At 43.0% G+C, this 18,885-nt stretch carries 20 protein-coding genes; 9 read left to right on the top strand and 11 right to left on the bottom strand.

Going from position 1 to position 18,885, the window contains the following annotated elements; genetic code table 11:
* Window positions 1–414: 414 nt before the first annotated feature.
* The 3 genes from ACNURT_RS10110 to ACNURT_RS10100 form a co-directional block, all read right to left on the bottom strand.
* Window positions 415–3,225, bottom strand: a complete 2,811-nt coding sequence (locus ACNURT_RS10110) for a S8 family peptidase (RefSeq protein WP_419701639.1) — start codon at window positions 3,223–3,225, stop codon at window positions 415–417.
* A 91-nt stretch (window positions 3,226–3,316) separates the two neighbouring features.
* Window positions 3,317–4,156: a M57 family metalloprotease gene (locus ACNURT_RS10105; RefSeq protein WP_419701638.1), complete on the bottom strand. Its 840-nt coding sequence runs from the start codon at window positions 4,154–4,156 to the stop codon at window positions 3,317–3,319.
* A gap of 127 nt (window positions 4,157–4,283) precedes the next feature.
* Window positions 4,284–5,153 carry a M57 family metalloprotease gene (locus tag ACNURT_RS10100; protein ID WP_419701637.1) on the bottom strand — a complete coding sequence of 290 codons (870 nt, stop codon included), beginning with the start codon at window positions 5,151–5,153 and terminating at the stop codon, window positions 4,284–4,286.
* Between the two features lie 766 nt (window positions 5,154–5,919).
* Between ACNURT_RS10100 and ACNURT_RS10095 the strand changes: the two genes are divergently transcribed.
* Window positions 5,920–6,618, top strand: a complete 699-nt coding sequence (locus ACNURT_RS10095) for a Crp/Fnr family transcriptional regulator (RefSeq protein WP_419701636.1) — start codon at window positions 5,920–5,922, stop codon at window positions 6,616–6,618.
* A gap of 94 nt (window positions 6,619–6,712) precedes the next feature.
* Window positions 6,713–7,441 carry a uroporphyrinogen-III C-methyltransferase gene (gene cobA, locus ACNURT_RS10090; RefSeq protein WP_419701635.1) on the top strand — a complete coding sequence of 243 codons (729 nt, stop codon included), beginning with the start codon at window positions 6,713–6,715 and terminating at the stop codon, window positions 7,439–7,441.
* A 64-nt stretch (window positions 7,442–7,505) separates the two neighbouring features.
* Here the strand turns inward: cobA and ACNURT_RS10085 are convergent, their stop codons facing one another.
* Window positions 7,506–7,682, bottom strand: coding sequence for a hypothetical protein (locus ACNURT_RS10085; protein WP_419701634.1), 177 nt, complete (start codon window positions 7,680–7,682; stop codon window positions 7,506–7,508).
* A 640-nt stretch (window positions 7,683–8,322) separates the two neighbouring features.
* On the opposite strand from ACNURT_RS10085, the gene ACNURT_RS10080 reads away from it, so the two are divergent.
* Complete coding sequence (locus ACNURT_RS10080) at window positions 8,323–8,721, top strand: hypothetical protein (RefSeq protein WP_419701633.1); 399 nt, start codon at window positions 8,323–8,325, stop codon at window positions 8,719–8,721.
* Between the two features lie 277 nt (window positions 8,722–8,998).
* Here ACNURT_RS10080 and ACNURT_RS10075 read toward each other — a convergent pair whose 3' ends face one another.
* Complete coding sequence (locus ACNURT_RS10075) at window positions 8,999–9,694, bottom strand: hypothetical protein (protein WP_419701632.1); 696 nt, start codon at window positions 9,692–9,694, stop codon at window positions 8,999–9,001.
* A 695-nt stretch (window positions 9,695–10,389) separates the two neighbouring features.
* Here ACNURT_RS10075 and ACNURT_RS10070 point away from each other — a divergent pair.
* The 3 genes from ACNURT_RS10070 to ACNURT_RS10060 are packed head-to-tail and all read left to right on the top strand — an operon-like array spanning window position 10,390 to window position 11,174.
* Entirely contained in the window at window positions 10,390–10,593 is a 204-nt protein-coding gene (locus ACNURT_RS10070) for a hypothetical protein (RefSeq protein WP_419701631.1), read from the top strand.
* Window positions 10,594–10,603: 10 nt separating this feature from the next.
* Entirely contained in the window at window positions 10,604–10,858 is a 255-nt protein-coding gene (locus ACNURT_RS10065; RefSeq protein WP_419701630.1) for a hypothetical protein, read from the top strand.
* Between the two features lie 19 nt (window positions 10,859–10,877).
* A complete protein-coding gene (locus ACNURT_RS10060; RefSeq protein ID WP_419701629.1) occupies window positions 10,878–11,174 on the top strand; it encodes a DUF3175 domain-containing protein in 297 nt (98 codons plus the stop codon).
* A gap of 1 nt (window position 11,175) precedes the next feature.
* Here ACNURT_RS10060 and ACNURT_RS10055 read toward each other — a convergent pair whose 3' ends face one another.
* The 4 genes from ACNURT_RS10055 to ACNURT_RS10040 form a co-directional block, all read right to left on the bottom strand.
* A complete protein-coding gene (locus ACNURT_RS10055; protein ID WP_419701628.1) occupies window positions 11,176–11,964 on the bottom strand; it encodes a DUF4350 domain-containing protein in 789 nt (262 codons plus the stop codon).
* A gap of 420 nt (window positions 11,965–12,384) precedes the next feature.
* Window positions 12,385–13,203, bottom strand: coding sequence for an SDR family oxidoreductase (locus ACNURT_RS10050; RefSeq protein ID WP_419701627.1), 819 nt, complete (start codon window positions 13,201–13,203; stop codon window positions 12,385–12,387).
* A gap of 31 nt (window positions 13,204–13,234) precedes the next feature.
* Window positions 13,235–14,065, bottom strand: a complete 831-nt coding sequence (kduI, locus tag ACNURT_RS10045) for a 5-dehydro-4-deoxy-D-glucuronate isomerase (protein WP_370994589.1) — start codon at window positions 14,063–14,065, stop codon at window positions 13,235–13,237.
* Between the two features lie 176 nt (window positions 14,066–14,241).
* The gene (locus ACNURT_RS10040) at window positions 14,242–14,721 is read right to left on the bottom strand and encodes a Dps family protein (RefSeq protein WP_370994590.1); all 480 of its coding nucleotides are present in this window, start codon (window positions 14,719–14,721) and stop codon (window positions 14,242–14,244) included.
* 95 nt (window positions 14,722–14,816) lie between these two features.
* Between ACNURT_RS10040 and ACNURT_RS10035 the strand changes: the two genes are divergently transcribed.
* Genes ACNURT_RS10035 through ACNURT_RS10025 form a run of 3 tightly spaced genes read left to right on the top strand, consistent with a single transcriptional unit; the run spans window position 14,817 to window position 17,255 of the window.
* On the top strand, window positions 14,817–15,581 hold the full coding sequence (locus ACNURT_RS10035; protein WP_419701626.1) for a DUF4905 domain-containing protein: 765 nt from the start codon (window positions 14,817–14,819) through the stop codon (window positions 15,579–15,581).
* Between the two features lie 20 nt (window positions 15,582–15,601).
* Window positions 15,602–16,630, top strand: coding sequence for a LysM peptidoglycan-binding domain-containing protein (locus ACNURT_RS10030; RefSeq protein ID WP_419701625.1), 1,029 nt, complete (start codon window positions 15,602–15,604; stop codon window positions 16,628–16,630).
* Window positions 16,623–17,255, top strand: coding sequence for a uridine kinase family protein (locus tag ACNURT_RS10025; RefSeq protein ID WP_370994594.1), 633 nt, complete (start codon window positions 16,623–16,625; stop codon window positions 17,253–17,255). The genes ACNURT_RS10030 and ACNURT_RS10025 overlap by 8 nt, the downstream gene beginning before the upstream one ends.
* A gap of 83 nt (window positions 17,256–17,338) precedes the next feature.
* On the opposite strand, the gene ACNURT_RS10020 is transcribed toward ACNURT_RS10025, so the two are convergent.
* Together ACNURT_RS10020 and ACNURT_RS10015 are read right to left on the bottom strand one after the other, a co-directional pair.
* Entirely contained in the window at window positions 17,339–17,995 is a 657-nt protein-coding gene (locus ACNURT_RS10020) for a 3-oxoacid CoA-transferase subunit B (RefSeq protein ID WP_419701624.1), read from the bottom strand.
* Window positions 17,996–18,184: 189 nt separating this feature from the next.
* Window positions 18,185–18,883, bottom strand: a complete 699-nt coding sequence (locus ACNURT_RS10015) for a CoA transferase subunit A (RefSeq protein ID WP_370994596.1) — start codon at window positions 18,881–18,883, stop codon at window positions 18,185–18,187.
* Between the last annotated feature and the right edge of the window lie 2 nt (window positions 18,884–18,885).

The raw sequence follows: 18,885 nt of genomic DNA, 5'->3' as shown, positions 1-18,885 counted from the left end.
CGAAGTTAAAAAGTGACGTACCTACGGCACGTAAAAATTTCTTTTGATCCTTCTTCTACCGACATTCAGCCCCTACAGGGCACATTAAAAGATGTGTCCACACAGTAGCCCGTGGGGAGGGAACTGAAAAAACAAGAATGGCTACTCAAACAGCCACTCGGCTCCAGCCTACAGGTGTTGGGAAGACAAAAAACAAAGACCCAAAACGGATTTAGGCTAAAGCCAGTAACTGTTTGTTTGTAAACCGTTGGTTAAAACCCACGGCAATGAAAGATAAATCAACTGCTTTTTATTCATTGCCGTCCCATTTATGGGGCGGATAATAGTAGTATTTCCTGGCTTTAGCCTAAATAACGATCTTCCCAACACCGGTGGGCTGAAGCCGAGCGACTGCATGAAGGGTGATGAGCTTCACTATACCTTAATCAACTTACCCCGTGTAATGATCTTCCCTTTGAGCATGATCACGTAAATATAAACCCCCGGATTGAGGTTGATTTGAAAAGTATTTTGCAATTGGGTAATGCTCCTTTCCAGGCTTATATGTCCAACGGCATCATATAGTTTAAAATCATACGTATTGTTGATATCACCGCTCAGGATATTGAGCTGTGTGCTTACCGGGTTGGGATAAAGCGTAAACTGGCTGGCTTGTAAAAACGTGGCATTAGCGAGATCGGAATAGGTGACCTTGCCGTCGTTAGTATGCAGTTCTACCCGGTAATATTGAATCCCTTTTTTAGGATTAGCATCCGTAAACTGATACCCTAAAGCAGAGCTCACCGTAGTTGTGCCCTGGTTGGTATAAGCATTTGCACCGGTTTGTTTTTGCCAAGTGATGGATTTGAGATTAACCACACTACCTATTTGCAGGTTAAGCACAATAGTATTATCAACAACATTGGCCAGCAGGGTTTTCACATAACAGCCTACCCCCTGGTTCTTGGCATCAATGGTCAAACTTTTTAGGCCTTCAAAGCCATCGCCCTGCGCGCTTACCGCAAAGTAGGATGATGTTTGCTGCTGGGTGGGTATCAAAATGGTGGTATCGGTAACAGCAGTTAACTTTTGCAGTAAATTATCTTTAATGGTATAAATAACATAGCCTTTGCTGCCTGGCTGCGCCTTCCAGTGCAAAAGAGTACCATCGGTACAGTTATAGCCCACTTCCAGGTTAAGGGGTTGGGAAAGTACAAATTCTTTACTGATGAACGACTGGCCGCTAATGTCCATTTTAAGCATGGCGGTGGTAAAAACATCGGGAGCTGTCCAGTCGTAATATCTGTTTTTGAGGGTAACGTTGCTGATGGCTTTCCAGGTAGTACCATGGTCATAACTTACGCTCAGCTGGCCGGTTGCGGCGCTGAACGAACTTTGCCAGCGCAGGTAATTTTCGCCGGCCGCGAAAAGATGGTTATTCCCCGAGGGATAGGTCCACTCAAAACGATTGGCGGCCGTAGCTCCATGCGCTATATAAAAAGTTTGTACGCCGGAAGCTATTTTGCTGCCTTTTACATGGATAATATAGTTACCGGCAACAGGATTTTGCAGGCTAACCTGCTCGGTATTATTCAGTGTATCCCTGCGGCGAACGGCCGGTTTGGTTAAGGAATCTGTGGAGGGATAAGTACTCAGGCTCCATGGCAGCAAGGTTTGACCATCGGGTGTGGTAACAGACAGGTCAAGGTCATTAATAAGGGCCTTGGGGGCATTCAGCGCCGCCGGTGGGTCGTTCCAGGCTAATGATACTTTAAACAGGCTGCTGCCCGCCGGAACGTTGATGGTATAGTCTACCTGTTGCTGATTACTTACGGCTCCTTTTTTAAAGCGGTTATCGGTAAGGGTTCGTAAAGCTTCCAGGGCGTTAAGCTGGCCGTAACCTGTTTTATGATCTACATTGGGCAAACCAATATCATCCGCCGAATTGATGAGCACGCTTTTGATAAGCGCGGCCGATGGTAACCGGGTAAATTGCTTTTTATAGGCTTGCTGTAACAGGGCCACCGTTCCCGAAACCAGGGCCGCAGCGCCGGATGTACCATCTTCGCCGTTGGATACCAGCTCGGGCTTTATCCGTCCGTCATAAGCCGGACCGGCCGAACTCAGATCTGCCGGCACACCGGTTTGATCGGTACCGCCAATAACCAATACATTTTTGGCCTGTTTAAAAGTTCCCGAAAGGTTAGCTACATTCGGGATGCCGTTATATAAGCCTGTGGTTGGCGCCGTTGTACCGATATTACCCGAAGAAAACACATGGATGATGGAATCATTCGCCATCACCTGCTGATCATAGGCAACCGCCTCAACCCCGTAATAATTTTCGACGCCGGTACCGTAGGAATGATTCTCAACACCTATATCAAAGGTTTTAAAAAGCGCGGTACTATCGGGCAGCAAACGGGCAAAATCAGACGAGGTGAACCTTACCTTAGGCGCGGAGCCCAATCCCCTGATAAATGAATTGCCATTACCCCCTATCAAAGTGGCCATAATAGTAGCGTGCCCCGAGGTGATAGCTGCGGCCGGGAACGAGGTAAAGCTGCGGCCCAACAGATCGATGTCATCATCATAACGTTCTTCTTTTATAGCTACATTGATGCCGCTGCCATCAATACCCGGAAAATTATCGGCGATGGCCGAGATCTGATTGATGCCCAGGTCAATATCATTGATCACCAGTTCGGCGTGGGCTTTCCGGGTAACATTGGCAAAAGCAATGTAAGGTTGCTGCAACAGATCGGTAAGGCGCTGCAATGAAATATTCAGGGTGATGGTGTTTTGAGTTTGAGCGGTTATTTCACCGTATTTTTTGATATCGCTGATCACCGAATCGCTCTGAGAAGTGACTGACAGATCGATCGATTGTTTTGCAGATGGATGTTTTTGCAAAAGTTGTATTAAATTATCTGTGGCTTTCCATAAGGAATTTGCGGGTGTAGCCTCCTGTATATTGGCATCGGTTGCTATATCAGTTGTGGTAGCCACCACATAAAAATTATAAGATACCCGTTTTACCGGGCGAAGTTTTTTAATATCGGCCTTATCCGGTTCTTTAAATTTAACCAGGTAATATTTAACCGTGTTATTTCCCAGCAAAGGCCGGGCAGCAGCGGGCGCTGCCTTATAAAGCGCGGCCATGCTTTTATCGTTCGCTGGTTTTTGCGCCCAGGAGCATTTAAAACATAAAAATATCAGTATAAAACAGAGTAATTTTTTAACCATACTGTGTATTAAAAAAATAAAGGGGAGTTATGCTCCCCTTTATTTGTAAAACTACTTGATTGATCAATAGGAAGCAATACGATAAGGTTTTTTAGTACAAATAGTTCAACGCTATTTTATCATTAGCGTTAAAAGTACGGTCGGTACCACTTGAGCAGGCTAACATCCATGAGCCGGCATCAAATGTTTTGGTTGGTGTACCCGGAATGTGGATTGCTCCAACACCTGAAGAACCTTCGTTACCGCCACCACCTGTTCCGCAGCTCAGGTTACGGTTAAAGTAGTCGGTATGACGCATACCTATACAGTGGCCCATTTCGTGCTGGATAACGGAAGTCAGATATCCCAGATCAGGATTAGTTCCGTAAGCGGCAGGATTGGTGTTCATCTGGATCTGGTTGTAAGGGTTACCTGATGATGTTGGGAAACCTGAAGAACCTAAGGTGATAAAACCACCGCTTGGACCTTCGTTAAAACCAATGATCTGGATAGCACCACCGCTGCTTACCACCTGGAATTTAAGGGTAAGGTTTAACGCGTTATAACGTGCCACGGCTTGAGCTGTAGCAGTAGCGTAAACGGTTGGCAAATTTGAAACCGATACGGTAATGGTTCTTGGTAAGTTTTTTACCAGGTTGGTTGTCCGGTATTGCTCAACCTCAGCAATTCTCAGGGTTGGACTGGTGCTGCTTTCAGAAAGGTTAGCCGGGGTTAACAGGATATCACCTTCTACCAGGTAATTATCACCTATCTTACGCATATTATCGGTGCTGAAACCCAGGGCGGTGATCTTACTGCTAACATCCGCAGAAATTTGTGGAGTTTGATCGGCCTTTTTGTCGGCGCCTTGATTGTTTTTAGTACAAGCAGTTAATAAGGCAGATGCACATACGATGCATAATCCCATTTTTAGCAAGAGTTGTTTTTTCATTTTGTCGGTACTCTAATTTTTTTAATAGTTTAGTTAAGACTCAAATAATATGCAGGAGAACTAAGCCTCCTGCCTATTATCAGTAACAATTACTTCATTGATCAATAAGGAGTAATACAATATAGTTTTAGTACAGGTAGTTCAATGCTATTTTATCATTCGCGTTAAAGGTACGGTCGGTACCGCTTGAGCAGGCCAGCATCCATGAGCCGGCATCAAATGTAGTGGTAGGTGTGCCCGGGATGTGGATAGCACCAGGATAATCCTGCGGATCGCTGCTGCTGTAAGTGCTGCCTTCATTACCGCCGCCGCCTGTACCGCAGCTCAGGTTCCGGTTAAAATAGTCGGTATGGCGCATGCCTATACAATGACCCATTTCATGCTGGATAACAGACGTAAGGTATCCTACATCAGGGTTGCTGCCGTATGCATCAGCATTGGTGTTCATCCCGATGGCGTTATAAGGGTTACCGGCCGCGGTTGGAAAACCCGAGTATCCTAAAGTAATAAAACCATCAGAATCAACGCCTTCATTAAAACCGGTAATAACCATATTACCACCGCTGCTTACTACCTGAAATTTAAGTGTAAGGTTTAACGCGTTGTAACGTGCTACCGCGTTAGCTGTAGCTGTGGCATAAACTGTGGGTAAATTTGAAACCGATACGGTAATGGTTCTGGGCAGGTTTTTCACCAGGTTGTGCGTCTGGTACTGTTCTGTTTCGGCTATCCTAAGAACAGGACTGGCAGTGCTGGCCTCATTTAAATTGGCCGGGGTTAACATGATATCGCCTTCTACGATGTAATTGCCACCCATTTTACGTACATTATCTGCACTAAAACCCAGGTTTTTAATTTTTTGGGCTACATCGGCAGAGATGGTGGTTTTAGGATTGGCCTTGGTGTCGGCGCCCTGGTTGTTTTTGGTACAAGCAGTTAGTAAGGAAGATGCACATGCAAGGCATACCCCCATCTTAAACAAGAGTTGTTTTTTCATTTGTCGGTACTCTAATTTTGTTAATAGTTAAAAAATAATTATAAACAATCATTGTGATAGCCGGCCAGCTGTTTGTTTACGATTATAAATATATTAAAATACAACGACATTTATTTTTTATTTGATAAATAAAAAGACCATTATTATCCTTAAAATTAAGAAATAGTAAAAATTGCACCCCGTATAATAACTACTAAAAATTAGCGTTATAGTTGCTTTAAATTATTTCAAGACACTTTTTCAGAAAAAAACAGGCCGGCGCCCAACCCGTGTAAACACCTACTGCCTAACCGGGTAAAATACGGGTAAAATAAAAATGGACAAGCTCCGGAATTTATACGGGTTTGTCCATTTTAAGTTTTCCTACAAGGGCTCGAACCTCAATCTTCAGAGCCAGAATCTGACGTGTTACCATTACACCATAGGAAAATATTGATACAAATATATCAGCTACGATTTTATGGTGCAAAAAAATGTACGGGTGACAAGGGATCGCTATTCGAAAATTTACAATTCGCAGGCTTTTCAGATATGTCATCCAGAGACACATTCTCTGTGCAACGCATAAAAAACACAATACCAGCGAGTTTTATCACTATCAATTGAATTAATGCCCAATAATTCAATTGATTTCATTTTATTTTATTAAATTTTATAAAAATGTTATAAAACATGATATTTATCATACCATAAACAAGCATAGTTTATGGAAATTATTAATTAGACTTGCAAATAATGCGGTTTATATAAAAATAAAAAGGTGTAAATGAAAAAAATTCAAAATATTTGCGATGTAGAGAGCTGTTTTTTATGTAAAAATAGCTTAACTGAGTGGCGACCGGCAATATCGGCACACAAAACAACCTACAAAGTAAAAAAAGGTGAAGTTATTTTTAAAGAGGGTGATCCGGTAACAGGTATTTATTTTGTTAACTCGGGAAGTGTAAAGGTTTATAAAAAATGGGACAAGGATAAAGAACTGATCGTTCGATTTGCACGGGAAGGTTCCCTTTTTGGCCACAGAGGTTTAGGTAAAGGCGGTTTTTATCCCATATCTGCGGCAGCGCTACAGCCAACGGTTGTTTGTTATGTGGATATAGCCTTTTTTGAAGCAACCATGAAAGTAAACCCCAGCTTTACTTATCAATTATTGATGTTTTTGACAGAGGAATTAAAGCAGTCTGAAAGAAAAATGCGCAACCTGGCGCACATGTCCGTTAAAGGCCGTGTGGCTGAGGCATTAATCTCTCTGCAAAACCAGTTTGGCACCACCGCTGAGGGTTTTATCAATATCGACCTGAGCCGGCAGGACCTGGCCTCGTATGCGGGAGCCACCTACGAAACCGTGTTCCGGATGATGAACGAATTGGTAAATGAAAAGCTCATCAGCCTATCGGGCAAAAGCATCCGCCTTACTAATCATCAGGAGCTATTGAAGCTGGCGCAGGATATTGTTTTTATTTAAGTTCCCGTTAACCATATAAAATTTCACATTATTATATGTCATCTATCAATTATGAATTAAAATAGATATAATTGATGAATTTCTACATCAGCGCATGTCACACAACACCCCAATTCCCGAGTTATTTGTACTGGGCGCCGGTCCCGGCGATCCGGAGCTGATCACCGTTAAGGGATATAAAATTTTACAACAGGCCAATGTGATATTATATGACAACCTGGCCAACAAAGCATTATTAGATATAGCCAAACCCGGTTGTGAAAAAATTTATGTAGGCAAACACCCTTATGGCAGCTACACCCCACAGGAAACCATCCTGGAGATGATCAAACACTATGCTTTTACCAAGGGAAGCGTTGTGAGATTAAAAGGCGGCGACCCATTTATATTTGGCCGTGGATTTGAAGAGATAGCGTATGCCCGGGAACAAGGCATCAAAACGCATTACATTCCGGGTATTACCAGCATACAGGCTTCCGGCTTTTTAGATATACCGTTAACTCACCGGGCTATGAGTGAAGGGGTATGGATCATTACCGGCACTAAAAAAGATGGATCTTTATCTGCCGACCTGAAACTGGCTATGCAAAGCAATGCCACCGTGGCCATTTATATGGGCATGAAACAAATTGATGCTATTGCCCAAACCTATATATCCGAAGGCAGAGGTGATACACCCGCGGCCATTATACAGCATGCATCATTACCACAACAAAAAGTAGCCCGGGGCCTGGTTAAGGATCTGCGCCAAATGACAGACTCGCACCAGTTAACTCACCCGGCAATCATTATTATAGGTGAGGTTGCTGGCTTAAGCACTTAAGACCGATAGTTTTAAAACCTCATAAAACTGCCTGGGTTTGATGTTTTACCGGTGCAATAATCTTTTACGCAGATAATTCAAAAGCTCTTTTGGGCGGCCTGTTTGTATGATGGTTGCCCCATGAGCAATCAGCCAGTCCCAGCTGTGTTTGCGTAAACAACAGGGCAAGCAAGGCAATAGTAAGGCTCCTTCCAGAACTTGTCATATATACTCTTTCATTAACCAATTTTTCTTCCGGCATCTTCTGCAGAGGTTGGCAATAACCGCAAAACTGCAATTTGATTATTACGGTTATATTAATTAATAAAAATAAAATTTGCAATCCCTTAGGGCAATGTCATTAAGTTAAGGGGTTTTGCCAACCCAATAGGACCATCAGGTATAAAGTGAGAAATAAACACCCTCAGAGTCCCTTTCAGGTTTAAGTTAACCCATAAAATCTAAATGAGAGCTAAAGAGTACATGGAAGGCATGTTCACGATCAGGAGACTCCGCAGGAGTCCAATTTCTTTAAACTTTCTATAAACAGGAGGCCTCTCTGAGGCCGAATGGCAGTCAGGGTACACCATTATAGTATAATCGCACAGCCAGCCCCGACGGGGCCACGTGTTTATAGCCCTAAAACAGCACGCTTTTTGGCTCCGTAGGCGCCTCCTGTTGAAATTTTAGATTGGGGAATTTTATGGGTTAACTTAAACTTTCAGGAAACCATGAGGGGACTGAAAATCATATTAAAAAAAGACAGGCCGGATATTGATTAACTCTTCAGCTTAATACGGGTATCATAAAACTTCTTTTTTTATTATATTTATGCAGTATGAATAATTACTGGCGATTCCTGAAAAGCCTTTAGAGTAAGGATTAACCTAAAACCTTTAAAAATGAAGAAAAGATCACTAATTCTCAGTACGGTTTTTATGCTTTTTGTAACAATCAGTTACGCCCAAAAAGCAACCGGTGGCGACCGCGACAAACATGGCTGCATTGGATCCGCCGGGTATACCTATTCCATTATAAAAAAAGATTGCATACAAACCTTCGCGCAAAAAATTAAGCTAAAGGAAGTCGATCCAAAGAGAAGCTTTTCCACTATTGCAGCCGTTATTTTTAGTGACGATAACAAAAAAGCAGAGATATTTCTGTCTGATTACAAAGAGAGCCAGATCCTAACCAGAGCCGGTAAAAAAGGAAACTACGTTTGGAAGAAAGGCGATTTGAAGCTGACTGATAAAGATGGATATCAGCTTAAAAAAGGGAAAAAACTCATTTATAGCCTGTAACGAAATACTGCAAGCACCGTTAGGACTTTACAGAACATGTGGTTTTTACAAAATAGGGGCTAACAATTAAATTGTTAGCCCCTATTTTGTGTACCCCAACCCGACGTCCCCACGAACCAATTTTTAGATGCCCTGAAACGTTTAGCCACTCTGTTTGATGATTGAGGGCGATTTGAAATATCTAACCCGTTTTTGATTGAACCGACGTCAGGTAAAAAATTGCAGGAATAACCAAGGCTAAAGGTTAAATATCTTTCCCCTTCAATGTCCTTTTTTATTAGTCGTCAAATTCGACACTGTTTTTTGTCTTAGATGCCCAAGAAATAATTGACGTCCTAATGATCTGCTTTTCTTCAATTGTCAATACCTGCTTTAAAGGCAATATCCAATGTGTAGTATTGTTGAAATATAAAAGTAAACCAGACATACCTATTTCAAGGTCTACTTCTGCTAATCTATCTTGGTCGATCACATATATAGTACCTGATCTACCGTTCATTTTTAAATAAACCCCGTTCTCATTTTTTAAAAGTGAATTAACGTTATCTCTTTCGTGCCTTTCCGCAACCCAATTTTCTTTGATTTTCTCTGAAATATAATGCTGAAAATGATTGTCGTCAAACTTTATAGTAGTCCACCCAAACGATGTTATTGATTTCAAGTCCTTTTGATTGTGCTCAATTTGTTTCAAACAATAATTGGACAACTCAGACATGCTCATTGAGTTAGCGATATCAGCAAGTCTTTGCCAATATTCTTCAGAAAAATAATGGCCTGTTTCTACTGCTAATTCAATCAGGCTTTCAAGTGACAAGCCCCATTCATCGTGTTTAAGATAGTCGGTAGCATTTAAATATTGTCTGTGATCTTTATAGAAGTCAGGTATATAATCAATTAAATAGCTCAACTGTTCTTCCACGCTTAATTGAGATAGATCCTCACTTTTCTTTTTAAAGAGATTGAACAATTGCATATTTATAAATATAGCTATTTTTAATAAGAGCTAAAATTTACCCCATAAAAAAAGTAGCCAATAAAATTGGCTACTTGTCATAAATAGTACTCAGCGCCGGAGTCGAACCGGCAAATTATTTTTAAGTTTTCTTGCATAGGCTCGAACCACGATCGTCTGAACCGGAATCAGAAATGCCACCATTACACAACCGGAAAATATAATACCAATATATTACTTGCCATTCATTAGTCAAAAAGTACTTCAGTTTATAAGTTTATTCATTACTTCACCTCCATTATATAGATCGCTGACCGCAATAAATGAAGTGCTTTCCGATACCTGGAACGGGTTTCGGTTCTTAAGGTTGCCCTGCCTTCTTATAAGAGTAATAGCCCATGAAAAGACTGCGTTGAAACCGACAAGGTTAAAAATAAACCGCAGAGCCGACTCATCGGTCTACGCTACGCTGGACCACCCTCTCTACGGCTTTTGCCGCAAAGAGGGTAAAGAAAGCCCCCTCTATGCGCGAAGCGGAGAGAGGGGTGACGAGCGCAGCGATGTCGGGGTGAGTCGATAGGTGCCTAATTTTCGCCTTATGCCTTTTAATGGGCTATTACTCTTATAACTCTCCTTTCTTCAATATCAAATAAAACAAAACAATTTTTACTATTAGTTTATTTTATTTCTATACAAATCATATAAAATATTAAACCATGGAAACTACACCAGCAAACACAAAGGATACCCAAAAGGGTAAATTACCCAACGTACAAAAGAAACCCGATGAACCACGCGTAAAAACAGTAACCCCCGATAATGATAGTGGCAACCCGGGCGCGCCTGCTCAAAAAGATAGCCCCAATGTTCAAAAAGACAGCTCCAATGTAGATAAAGGCCCTAAAGGCGAAAACCTTTAAAAGATACACTATGAAAAAGAAAATTTCGGTTATGCTGTTGGCTTGCACTGTTGCTACATTTTTTGCATGCAACGGCGATCACTCCGACAGGACTGTTCGGGATACTGCTAAAAACACACATGACAGCGTTCCCTCTAACATCGATACCTCCAAAACCACCACAACTACGGGCGATGCCAGCAATTTGGATAACAGCGCATCGGGCGGCACCCGGATAGCAAAAGACAGCGCCCAATTGGCAAAGCCAGACAGTAGTAAGAAGTAAGTAACATCATTAATTGATCATGAAAACAAAAACAGCGAAACGAAGAAAATGGTCGGCCAGAGTAACCAATACCAGCAATGCGCTCGACCTGAAGAACGGCGTATTCAAATTAAAGGACCCTGAAAAAATAGCTGAGTCATTGAAAAAATCGGCCGAAGAAAGTCACCGCCGCAAGGCCTCGCCATTTCAAAGCGCCATGTCGATGCTGAATTTTTATGAGAACCGGGCGGGTAAAAACTTAAGTAAAAAGCAAAAAGCACCTCTTGAAAAAGCCAAGAATAAGCTGCGCAAGTTATTCGGCAAGCCAGAACAATAGGCTATTTATTTGCGATAGCCAGTTGCACTAACCATTGCACCAGGTCGTTGGCGGCTTTGTCATTCTCAAAACCGGCCGGGAGCCGGCCATTTATGTATTCGTTATATAACCAGGGATCGCCAACGGCAACCACTGTTCCCTTGCCATATTTGGCGCTGGCTATAATGGTAGCGCCATTACTATTCTTCAAAACCGATTTTGCCGGGCCATTAAGACCAATGGAGCATACATCCTTCATGAATATTTTGTTGGCAGAAGGAAACACCGGGTTACCCGTGGTTTTTACAGCGCCATCTTCAAAATGAGCGTCATCAATTACGTGATTTTGCAGATCATCATTAAAATGCACCCCAAATTTGGCAGCCAGGGTGTTAAAATGAGGCAACTCTACATTAGCGCTATCATTGGCCATCATTAAAAGTACACCGCCTTTTTTTACCCATTTGGCAATTTCCTCCACATCTTTTGGCTGGATATAGTTGGGGTTCGGACTTTCCTTTTTGGTATCCGGATCAACAATAATATAGATAGCCGTATTTTTGAGATTATCTGCTGTAGGTGCCTGATCAAGAGAATCCAACCTGGCACCGGCGGTTGCAAAAGTGGCACCTAAAATTGAAAAGCCAGAATTCTGCTTTTCGCCCCACAGGTAATGAAAACGCTCCTGCTGCCCGGCCTTATTTTTATGCACTTCGTGGTTAAAATAATAATCGAGCGTAACAGTTTGCGCGCTGGCGGCTGCGCTGGCACCCATTAACAAGGCAGTAATGGCTATTTTGGCTTTCATCATGAGTACTTTAATAAGTGTACAATTTGAATACAATTTAGTTTTACAGTTCCCCCCTTGGGAGAGTAATAGCCCATCAAATGACAGGAGGGGTAGCCCGCTACGGGGCACACCAAATTTTTACAATTATTTTCTACAAATATGTAATCCCTACGGGACATAGAGCAACAATTTAAGCTGCAAATGTGGCTGTATTTCATGTCCCATAGGGATTACATATTTGTAGAAATAGAACCAAAAGGTTTTTTGCCCCATTAGGGGCTACACCTCTTGAATTAGTATAGATGCTGTCTTTTCATGGGCTATTCCCCTCTCAAGAGGGGGCGCGTATGTTTGTGTAGTAGCGGGGTGTGTTATACTATAAGCAGACAACACACCTCTCCACCCCTCTCAAGAGGGGAATCGCACATCACGTCTTATTTTTTAAACCCCGCCAAATATTGAGAACCCGCCATCAACGCAAATCATGGATCCGGTTACAAATGCCGAAGCATCACTCAGTAACCAGGTCAGCGCGCCTTTCAGTTCATCGGCATGACCGAAACGCTTAAACGGCGTTTGCTTGATCACCAACTCACCGCGTTGGGTATAACCACCTTCGGGCCTGGTCAGCAGGTTACGGTTTTGTTCGGTCAGGAAAAAGCCAGGTGCCAAAGCGTTCATCCTGATCTTATCGCCGTAACGGTTGGCCAGCTCTACCGCGAACCATTGGTTATAGCAATCAACCGCGGCCTTGCCAATATTGTAACCCAATACCTTGGTGATAGCACGCTTGGAGTTCATGGACGATATATTCACGATACTGCCTTTACCAACAGTGGTAGCAATGGCTTCGCCGAATATCTGTGTAGGGATGATAGTTCCCCAGGTATTCAGGTCCATTACCTTTTTCATACCGGCAATGTTCATTTTAAAAATATCTTCTTCGGGGGCTAAAACACCTTCGGGCATGTTACCACCGGCGCCGTTCACCAGGCCATCCACCCGGCCAAAAGCGGCTACAATTTTATCTTTGGCGGCTATAAGCTCTTCTTCGTTCAACACATCGGCCACCAATGCTATGGCTTTACCGCCATTTTTATTGATGGCTTCGGCACGCTCTTCGGCCACTTCTTTTTTACGGCCGAGGATACCTACCGCGCCTCCGGCTTCCACAATAGCGTTTACAAAGGCGTCGCCCAATATTCCGGTACCGCCGGTTACTACAATAACTTTACCGGCTAATGAAAATGAATTTTCCAATGTCTTTTATATTTTGTTAATCAATTGATCTTTATCTGATATCAGGTATGGCTATAGCGTCCATATCGGTATAGTCGAGGTTTTCGCCGGCCATGCCCCATATAAAACTATAGCTGGCCGTACCGCTGCCCGAGTGGATACTCCACGGAGGTGAAACTACGGCATCATAATTATCCATCAGGATATGACGGGTTTCCTGTCCCTCGCCCATATAATGGAATACTCTTTGTCCCGCGGGTACGTCAAAATAAAAGTAAGCCTCCATCCGGCGATCATGCACATGTGCAGGCATGGTGTTCCACACGCTACCGCCATGCAATATGGTAAGGCCCATCACCAGTTGGCAGCTTTTAATACCCTCCAGGTGAATGTATTTATTAATGGTACGTTTGTTGGCCGTTTCGATAGAGCCGGTGTGCACTTTGGCTGCATCCTCATTAGTCATTAACGTAGTTGGATATACCGCGTGTGCCGGGGCCGAAAGCAGATAGAATACCGCGGGTTGCGCACTGTTTTTACTGGCAAACTTTACACTTTTAACACCTTTGCCTATATAAAGGCAATCCAGTTTGTTGACCTTAAAAGTTTGGCCATCAGCGGTAACTTCCCCGTCGCCGGCCACGTTGATGATGCCTATTTCGCGTCGCTCCAAAAAATAATCAGCCCGCAGATCAGGGTAGTTCTCCAGCTCTACCGGTTTAGTCACCGGGTGCGCCGCCCCTATTATCATACGGTCATAATGGGTATAAGTACAGTTCAGCTTATCGGCCTGTACCAATTGGTCAATTAAAAAACGTTCTCTTATTTGTGCGGTTTGATAACTTTTAAAATCTTCGGGGTGTACGCTATGTATTACTTTCAAGGCTTTATGTTTTGGTAAGGCAATTCTACAACGTATCTTTTTTAAATCAAAAGTATTCGCCGGTTTATTCTACTCAAACGTTTGCGCTGAGAGGCCTTATTAACGTAAACGCAACAAAAAAAGCCACTGACATAAAATATCAGCGGCTTTATAAAATGATACTTGACCGGTGTTCGTTAGTCTTCGTTCACAAACGAACGCAGCATCCAGGTATTTTTTTCGTTAAACTGCATAAAGCGGTTTACCATATCGTTGGAGCCATCATCACCGGCTTCGGCGGTAATGTCAAGGATCTCTCTTTCCTTGGCAATTAAAACTGCCAGGTCATCAATAACAGCCTTTACCATTTTGGTATCTTTTAAGCCAATGGTTTGGATCTCTTTAATAGCCGATTTTTCGATGTAATCATTAAATGTGCTGTATGGCGATTTGCCCAGGGTCAGTATCCTTTCGGCAAGTTCATCAATAGTGGTTAACGCGGCTGTATACAGTTCCTCGAATTTTAAATGCAGGGTAAAAAAGTTTTGCCCTTTGATGTTCCAGTGGCAGCCACGTACTTTTTGGTAGTAGATATGATAGTTGGCCAAAAGGTCATTTAAGTGGTCAACAACGGGTTTTACTTTACCTTCTTCCAGACTAATTTCTTTAGCGTTCATATATAAATAGTGATTTTTATGTTTAACATTTGCTTGGCAGCAATGTTTGGTAAATATAAGCAGATTTGAATTTATTACCCATATTTACACACTTTATGACACAGATGCTACCTTTTATCAACGAGCAATTTAACTGGCCCATCTGGCGCATGGAAATTGATGATATGAGCGCTACTTTGTTTGTTGAATTACGTAACAGCGAAGATAAAAAAGTAGCTTTTGGTGCGATAAGCCTGCTCAATGGCCAGGTTTATTTTAAGGATATAACCACGCCCGAACGATGGCTCACGGGCATTGAAGCGGCTTATGATGGTACGCTCCTCGTGCACAATTACCAATCAGAGAAAGGGCCTGTACATAAAGGCCTGATAGCGATAGATGGCACAAGCGGACAAACCCTGTGGAGCAATTATACTTTGGCCTTTGATCATTTGTGTATAAACGGCCCCACAGTTTATAACGCCCAGGTGCAACCTCCAAAATTATTTTTGGCCGATATTAAAACAGGCGGTCTTTTACAGGCCTATCAACCGGTAATTGACATCCCTTTGAATAACCATATTGTTGTGCCGCAGATGCTCCCTGCAGATCTTTTAAAAGAATTGACCTTGCCTGCCGAACCTTATGCAAATACCCTGCATTATTTGGAGCACAATAGCTACAGAATTGTATCTTTGCACACGTTTTTTCAGGAAAAATTAAAACAGCATTTATATATTATTAACAGCGAAGGTGTAATTGTTTACCATGATTTGTTAAACAGCAACATACAAAAATTGCAGCCCGAGGCGTTTGTAGTACATAAGAATAACCTGATCTATATAAAAGAACGGTCAGCATTAATAGTTTTAAACTTATAAGCTAAGTATTTTAATTCATTATGAAAGTAAAGATTTTATTAGTCATCGCTCCCCTGCTTACCCTGTCCATATCCATTTTTGCAAACCCGGTTGTTGACTCTGTTGGAGTTGAAAACCAGAACGGAAAAAAAGTTGTACTACACAAACTTGATCCTAAAGATAATTACTACTCCATCGGTCGCCGTTATAATGTAAGCCCAAAGGCTATTATGCAATTCAATAATAATGCGCCGCTTAAAATTGGCGGTATTATTAAAGTACCTACCGAACAATCGTTTACACAAACTACAGCTGCAGCCCCCGCCCCTGTTCAGCAAACTAAGCCACAAGCGCAGCAGCCGGTTCAACAGCCAAAGCCACAAGCACAGCAGCCTGTAGCACAACAACCAAAACCGCAAACACAGCAACCGGTAGTTCAGCAGCAAGCTCCGGCCGCAACAGTAGCTACAACAACGCCGCCCCCAGCCGATACCACACCCGCCAAACCGGTTAATATGGATAACGTGCAGCAGTACAAAGTATCTGCAGGCGAAACACTTTACTCTATAGCCAAACGCTTTGGTACTTCTGTTGAGGATATCACCAAGCTCAACGGCTTAACATCCGACACGCTTACTCCAAACCAGGTCATCAAAGTACGCTCAGGTATGCCGCCCGCCGAAAGGCCGGTTGCTAAACAGGATGCAGTGCTAACCCAGGATTCAACCGTTGCCGCTATTGACAGCGCGGGCAATAAACTAAAAGCTAACCGTTTTGGTCTGTACGAAAAAAATGAGACAGGTGTAGCTACCTGGATAGATGATACCAGCCTTGACCCGAAAAAGGAATTGGTATTGCACCGTACCGCCCCCATCGGTACCGTGATAAAGATCACTAATCCTATGAACAACCATACCACCTATGCTAAAGTTGTAGGCAGATTTACCGACAGCGAGGCTACTAAGGACGTGCTTATTGTAATGACCAAGAACACTGCCGACGCATTAGGTGCTTTAGATAAACGCATTCACGTAAACATCAGCTACGGCAGTCCGAACCCGAATGAATAAACCTTATATTATTGGAATTGCCGGTGGTAGTGGATCAGGCAAAACCTTTTTCCTGAAAAGTTTTCTGGAACATTTCACTGCCGACGAGGTATGCCTGGTATCGCAGGATGACTATTATTTTCGCGTGGCTCATAAGATGACGCCTGAAGAAAATAAGGTGTATAATTTTGATCTGCCATCCACCATTGACCATGAGCATTTTCAGCAGGATATCAGCAGGCTTTTTAATAATGAAACCGTTATTAAGCCTGAATATACCTTTAACAACCCTAATGCGGTACCTAAGATGCTGGAAATAAAACCGGCGCCTATTTTAATTGTGGAGGGTTTGTTTATCCTGCATTTCAGGGATATTGCCAATATGCTCGACATGAAAATTTTTATTGAAGCCGATGAAGAAGTTGCCATGAACCGTCGTCTGAAGCGCGACCTGATAGAGCGCGGTTATTCGAACGATGATGCCATGTACAAATGGGTAAACCATGTGGTACCGGCTTATAAAGAGTTTTTATTGCCTTATAAAGACGAATGTGACCGGGTGATCACCAACAACAGTCATGTTGCCGATGATATAATCAAGGTAACCGAAGAAATATCGGCGGATTTAAGGAAGAAGCTTTTTTAAAAGATTTGAAAATTTGATGATTTGAAAATTTGAAAATGCCTTTCATTAGGCAGGCATTTTCAAATTAACTCATCTTCAAATTTTCAAATTAAAATTTCAGGTATCTCGCCTTCAACAATCAACTTACCGGCTGTAGCATTTTTAATATCCTCTACACTTACACCCGGCGCACGCTCCAATAGTTTAAAGCCGCCTTCGGGTAATACATCAAATACACCCAGTTCGGTCACTATTTTTTTAACGCAGTGCACACCGGTGAGCGGCAGTGTACATTTAGGCAATAGTTTTGATTCGCCGGCTTTGTTTACATGCTGCATGGCTACAATGATATTTTCGGCAGATGCCACCAGGTCCATCGCGCCGCCCATGCCTTTTACCATTTTACCGGGGATCTTCCAGTTGGCTATATCGCCGTTTTCGGATACTTCCATGGCACCCAGTATGGTAAGGTTCACCTTTTTAGCGCGGATCATCCCAAAACTCATGGCCGAATCAAATATAGCCGAGCCGGGCAGCATGGTAATGGTTTGTTTCCCCGCATTGATCACATCCGGATCTTCCTCGCCCTCGAACGGAAAGGGCCCCATCCCCAGCAATCCATTTTCTGATTGCAATACCACATCCATCGTTTCGGGTATGTAATTGGCTACTAATGTCGGGATACCGATACCCAGGTTAACGTAGTAACCGTCTTTTATTTCTTTAGCTATTCGCTTTGCTATTCCTGTTTTATCAAGCATGTTTTCTTATTTATTTCCCCCACGCGTCATAGGAGGAGGAACGACGTGGCAATCCCCGATTTACAGAGCCGTTCTGTACAGTTTGGGATTGCTTCGTGCCTCGCAATGACGCGCGGTTTTAATTCAGGTTCTTATATTCTTATTCTTGCTCCTTCGTCCTTACTCCCTCTATCCTTGCTCCTTCTATCCCTATTCCTTTACCCTCACTGTCCTCTGCTCTATCCTTTTCTCATAATCTTTTCCCTGGAAAATACGGTGTACATAAATACCGGGGGTATGGATATGGTCAGGATCAAGTTCTCCGGGTTGTACCAGTTCTTCTACCTCGGCTATGGTTATTTTACCGGCCATGGCCATTACCGGGTTAAAATTACGCGCGGTCGACCGGTATACGAGGTTACCCATGGTATCGCCCTTCCAGGCTTTTACAATGGCAAAATCTGCATCAAAGGCCATTTCCATCAGGTAATCCTTACCATTAAAATTGCGTGTTTCTTTGCCTTCGGCTACTTCGGTACCTACACCGGCGGGAGTAAAAATGGCAGGCATACCATAACCGGCGGCCATACAGCGGGTAGCCAGCGTTCCCTGGGGCAGCAGCTCTACTTCCAGCTCACCGCTGAGCAACTGGCGTTCAAATTCGGCGTTTTCGCCAACGTACGAGGAGATCATTTTTTTCACCTGGCGTTGTTTCAGCATCAGGCCGATACCAAAATCGTCAACCCCGGCATTGTTGGAGATACAGGTTAATTGCTTGCGCCCTTGTTTCACTAACGCGGCTATACAATTTTCGGGCAGCCCGCAAAGGCCAAAGCCACCCAGCATTAAAGTCATGCCATCCTGAATATCGCGGATGGCCTCATCGGCACCACTAACTACTTTATTCATGT

Source organism: Mucilaginibacter sp. NFX135 (assembly GCF_048565145.1).
Lineage (GTDB): Bacteria > Bacteroidota > Bacteroidia > Sphingobacteriales > Sphingobacteriaceae > Mucilaginibacter.
This window is presented reverse-complemented; position numbering and strand designations above follow the sequence as displayed.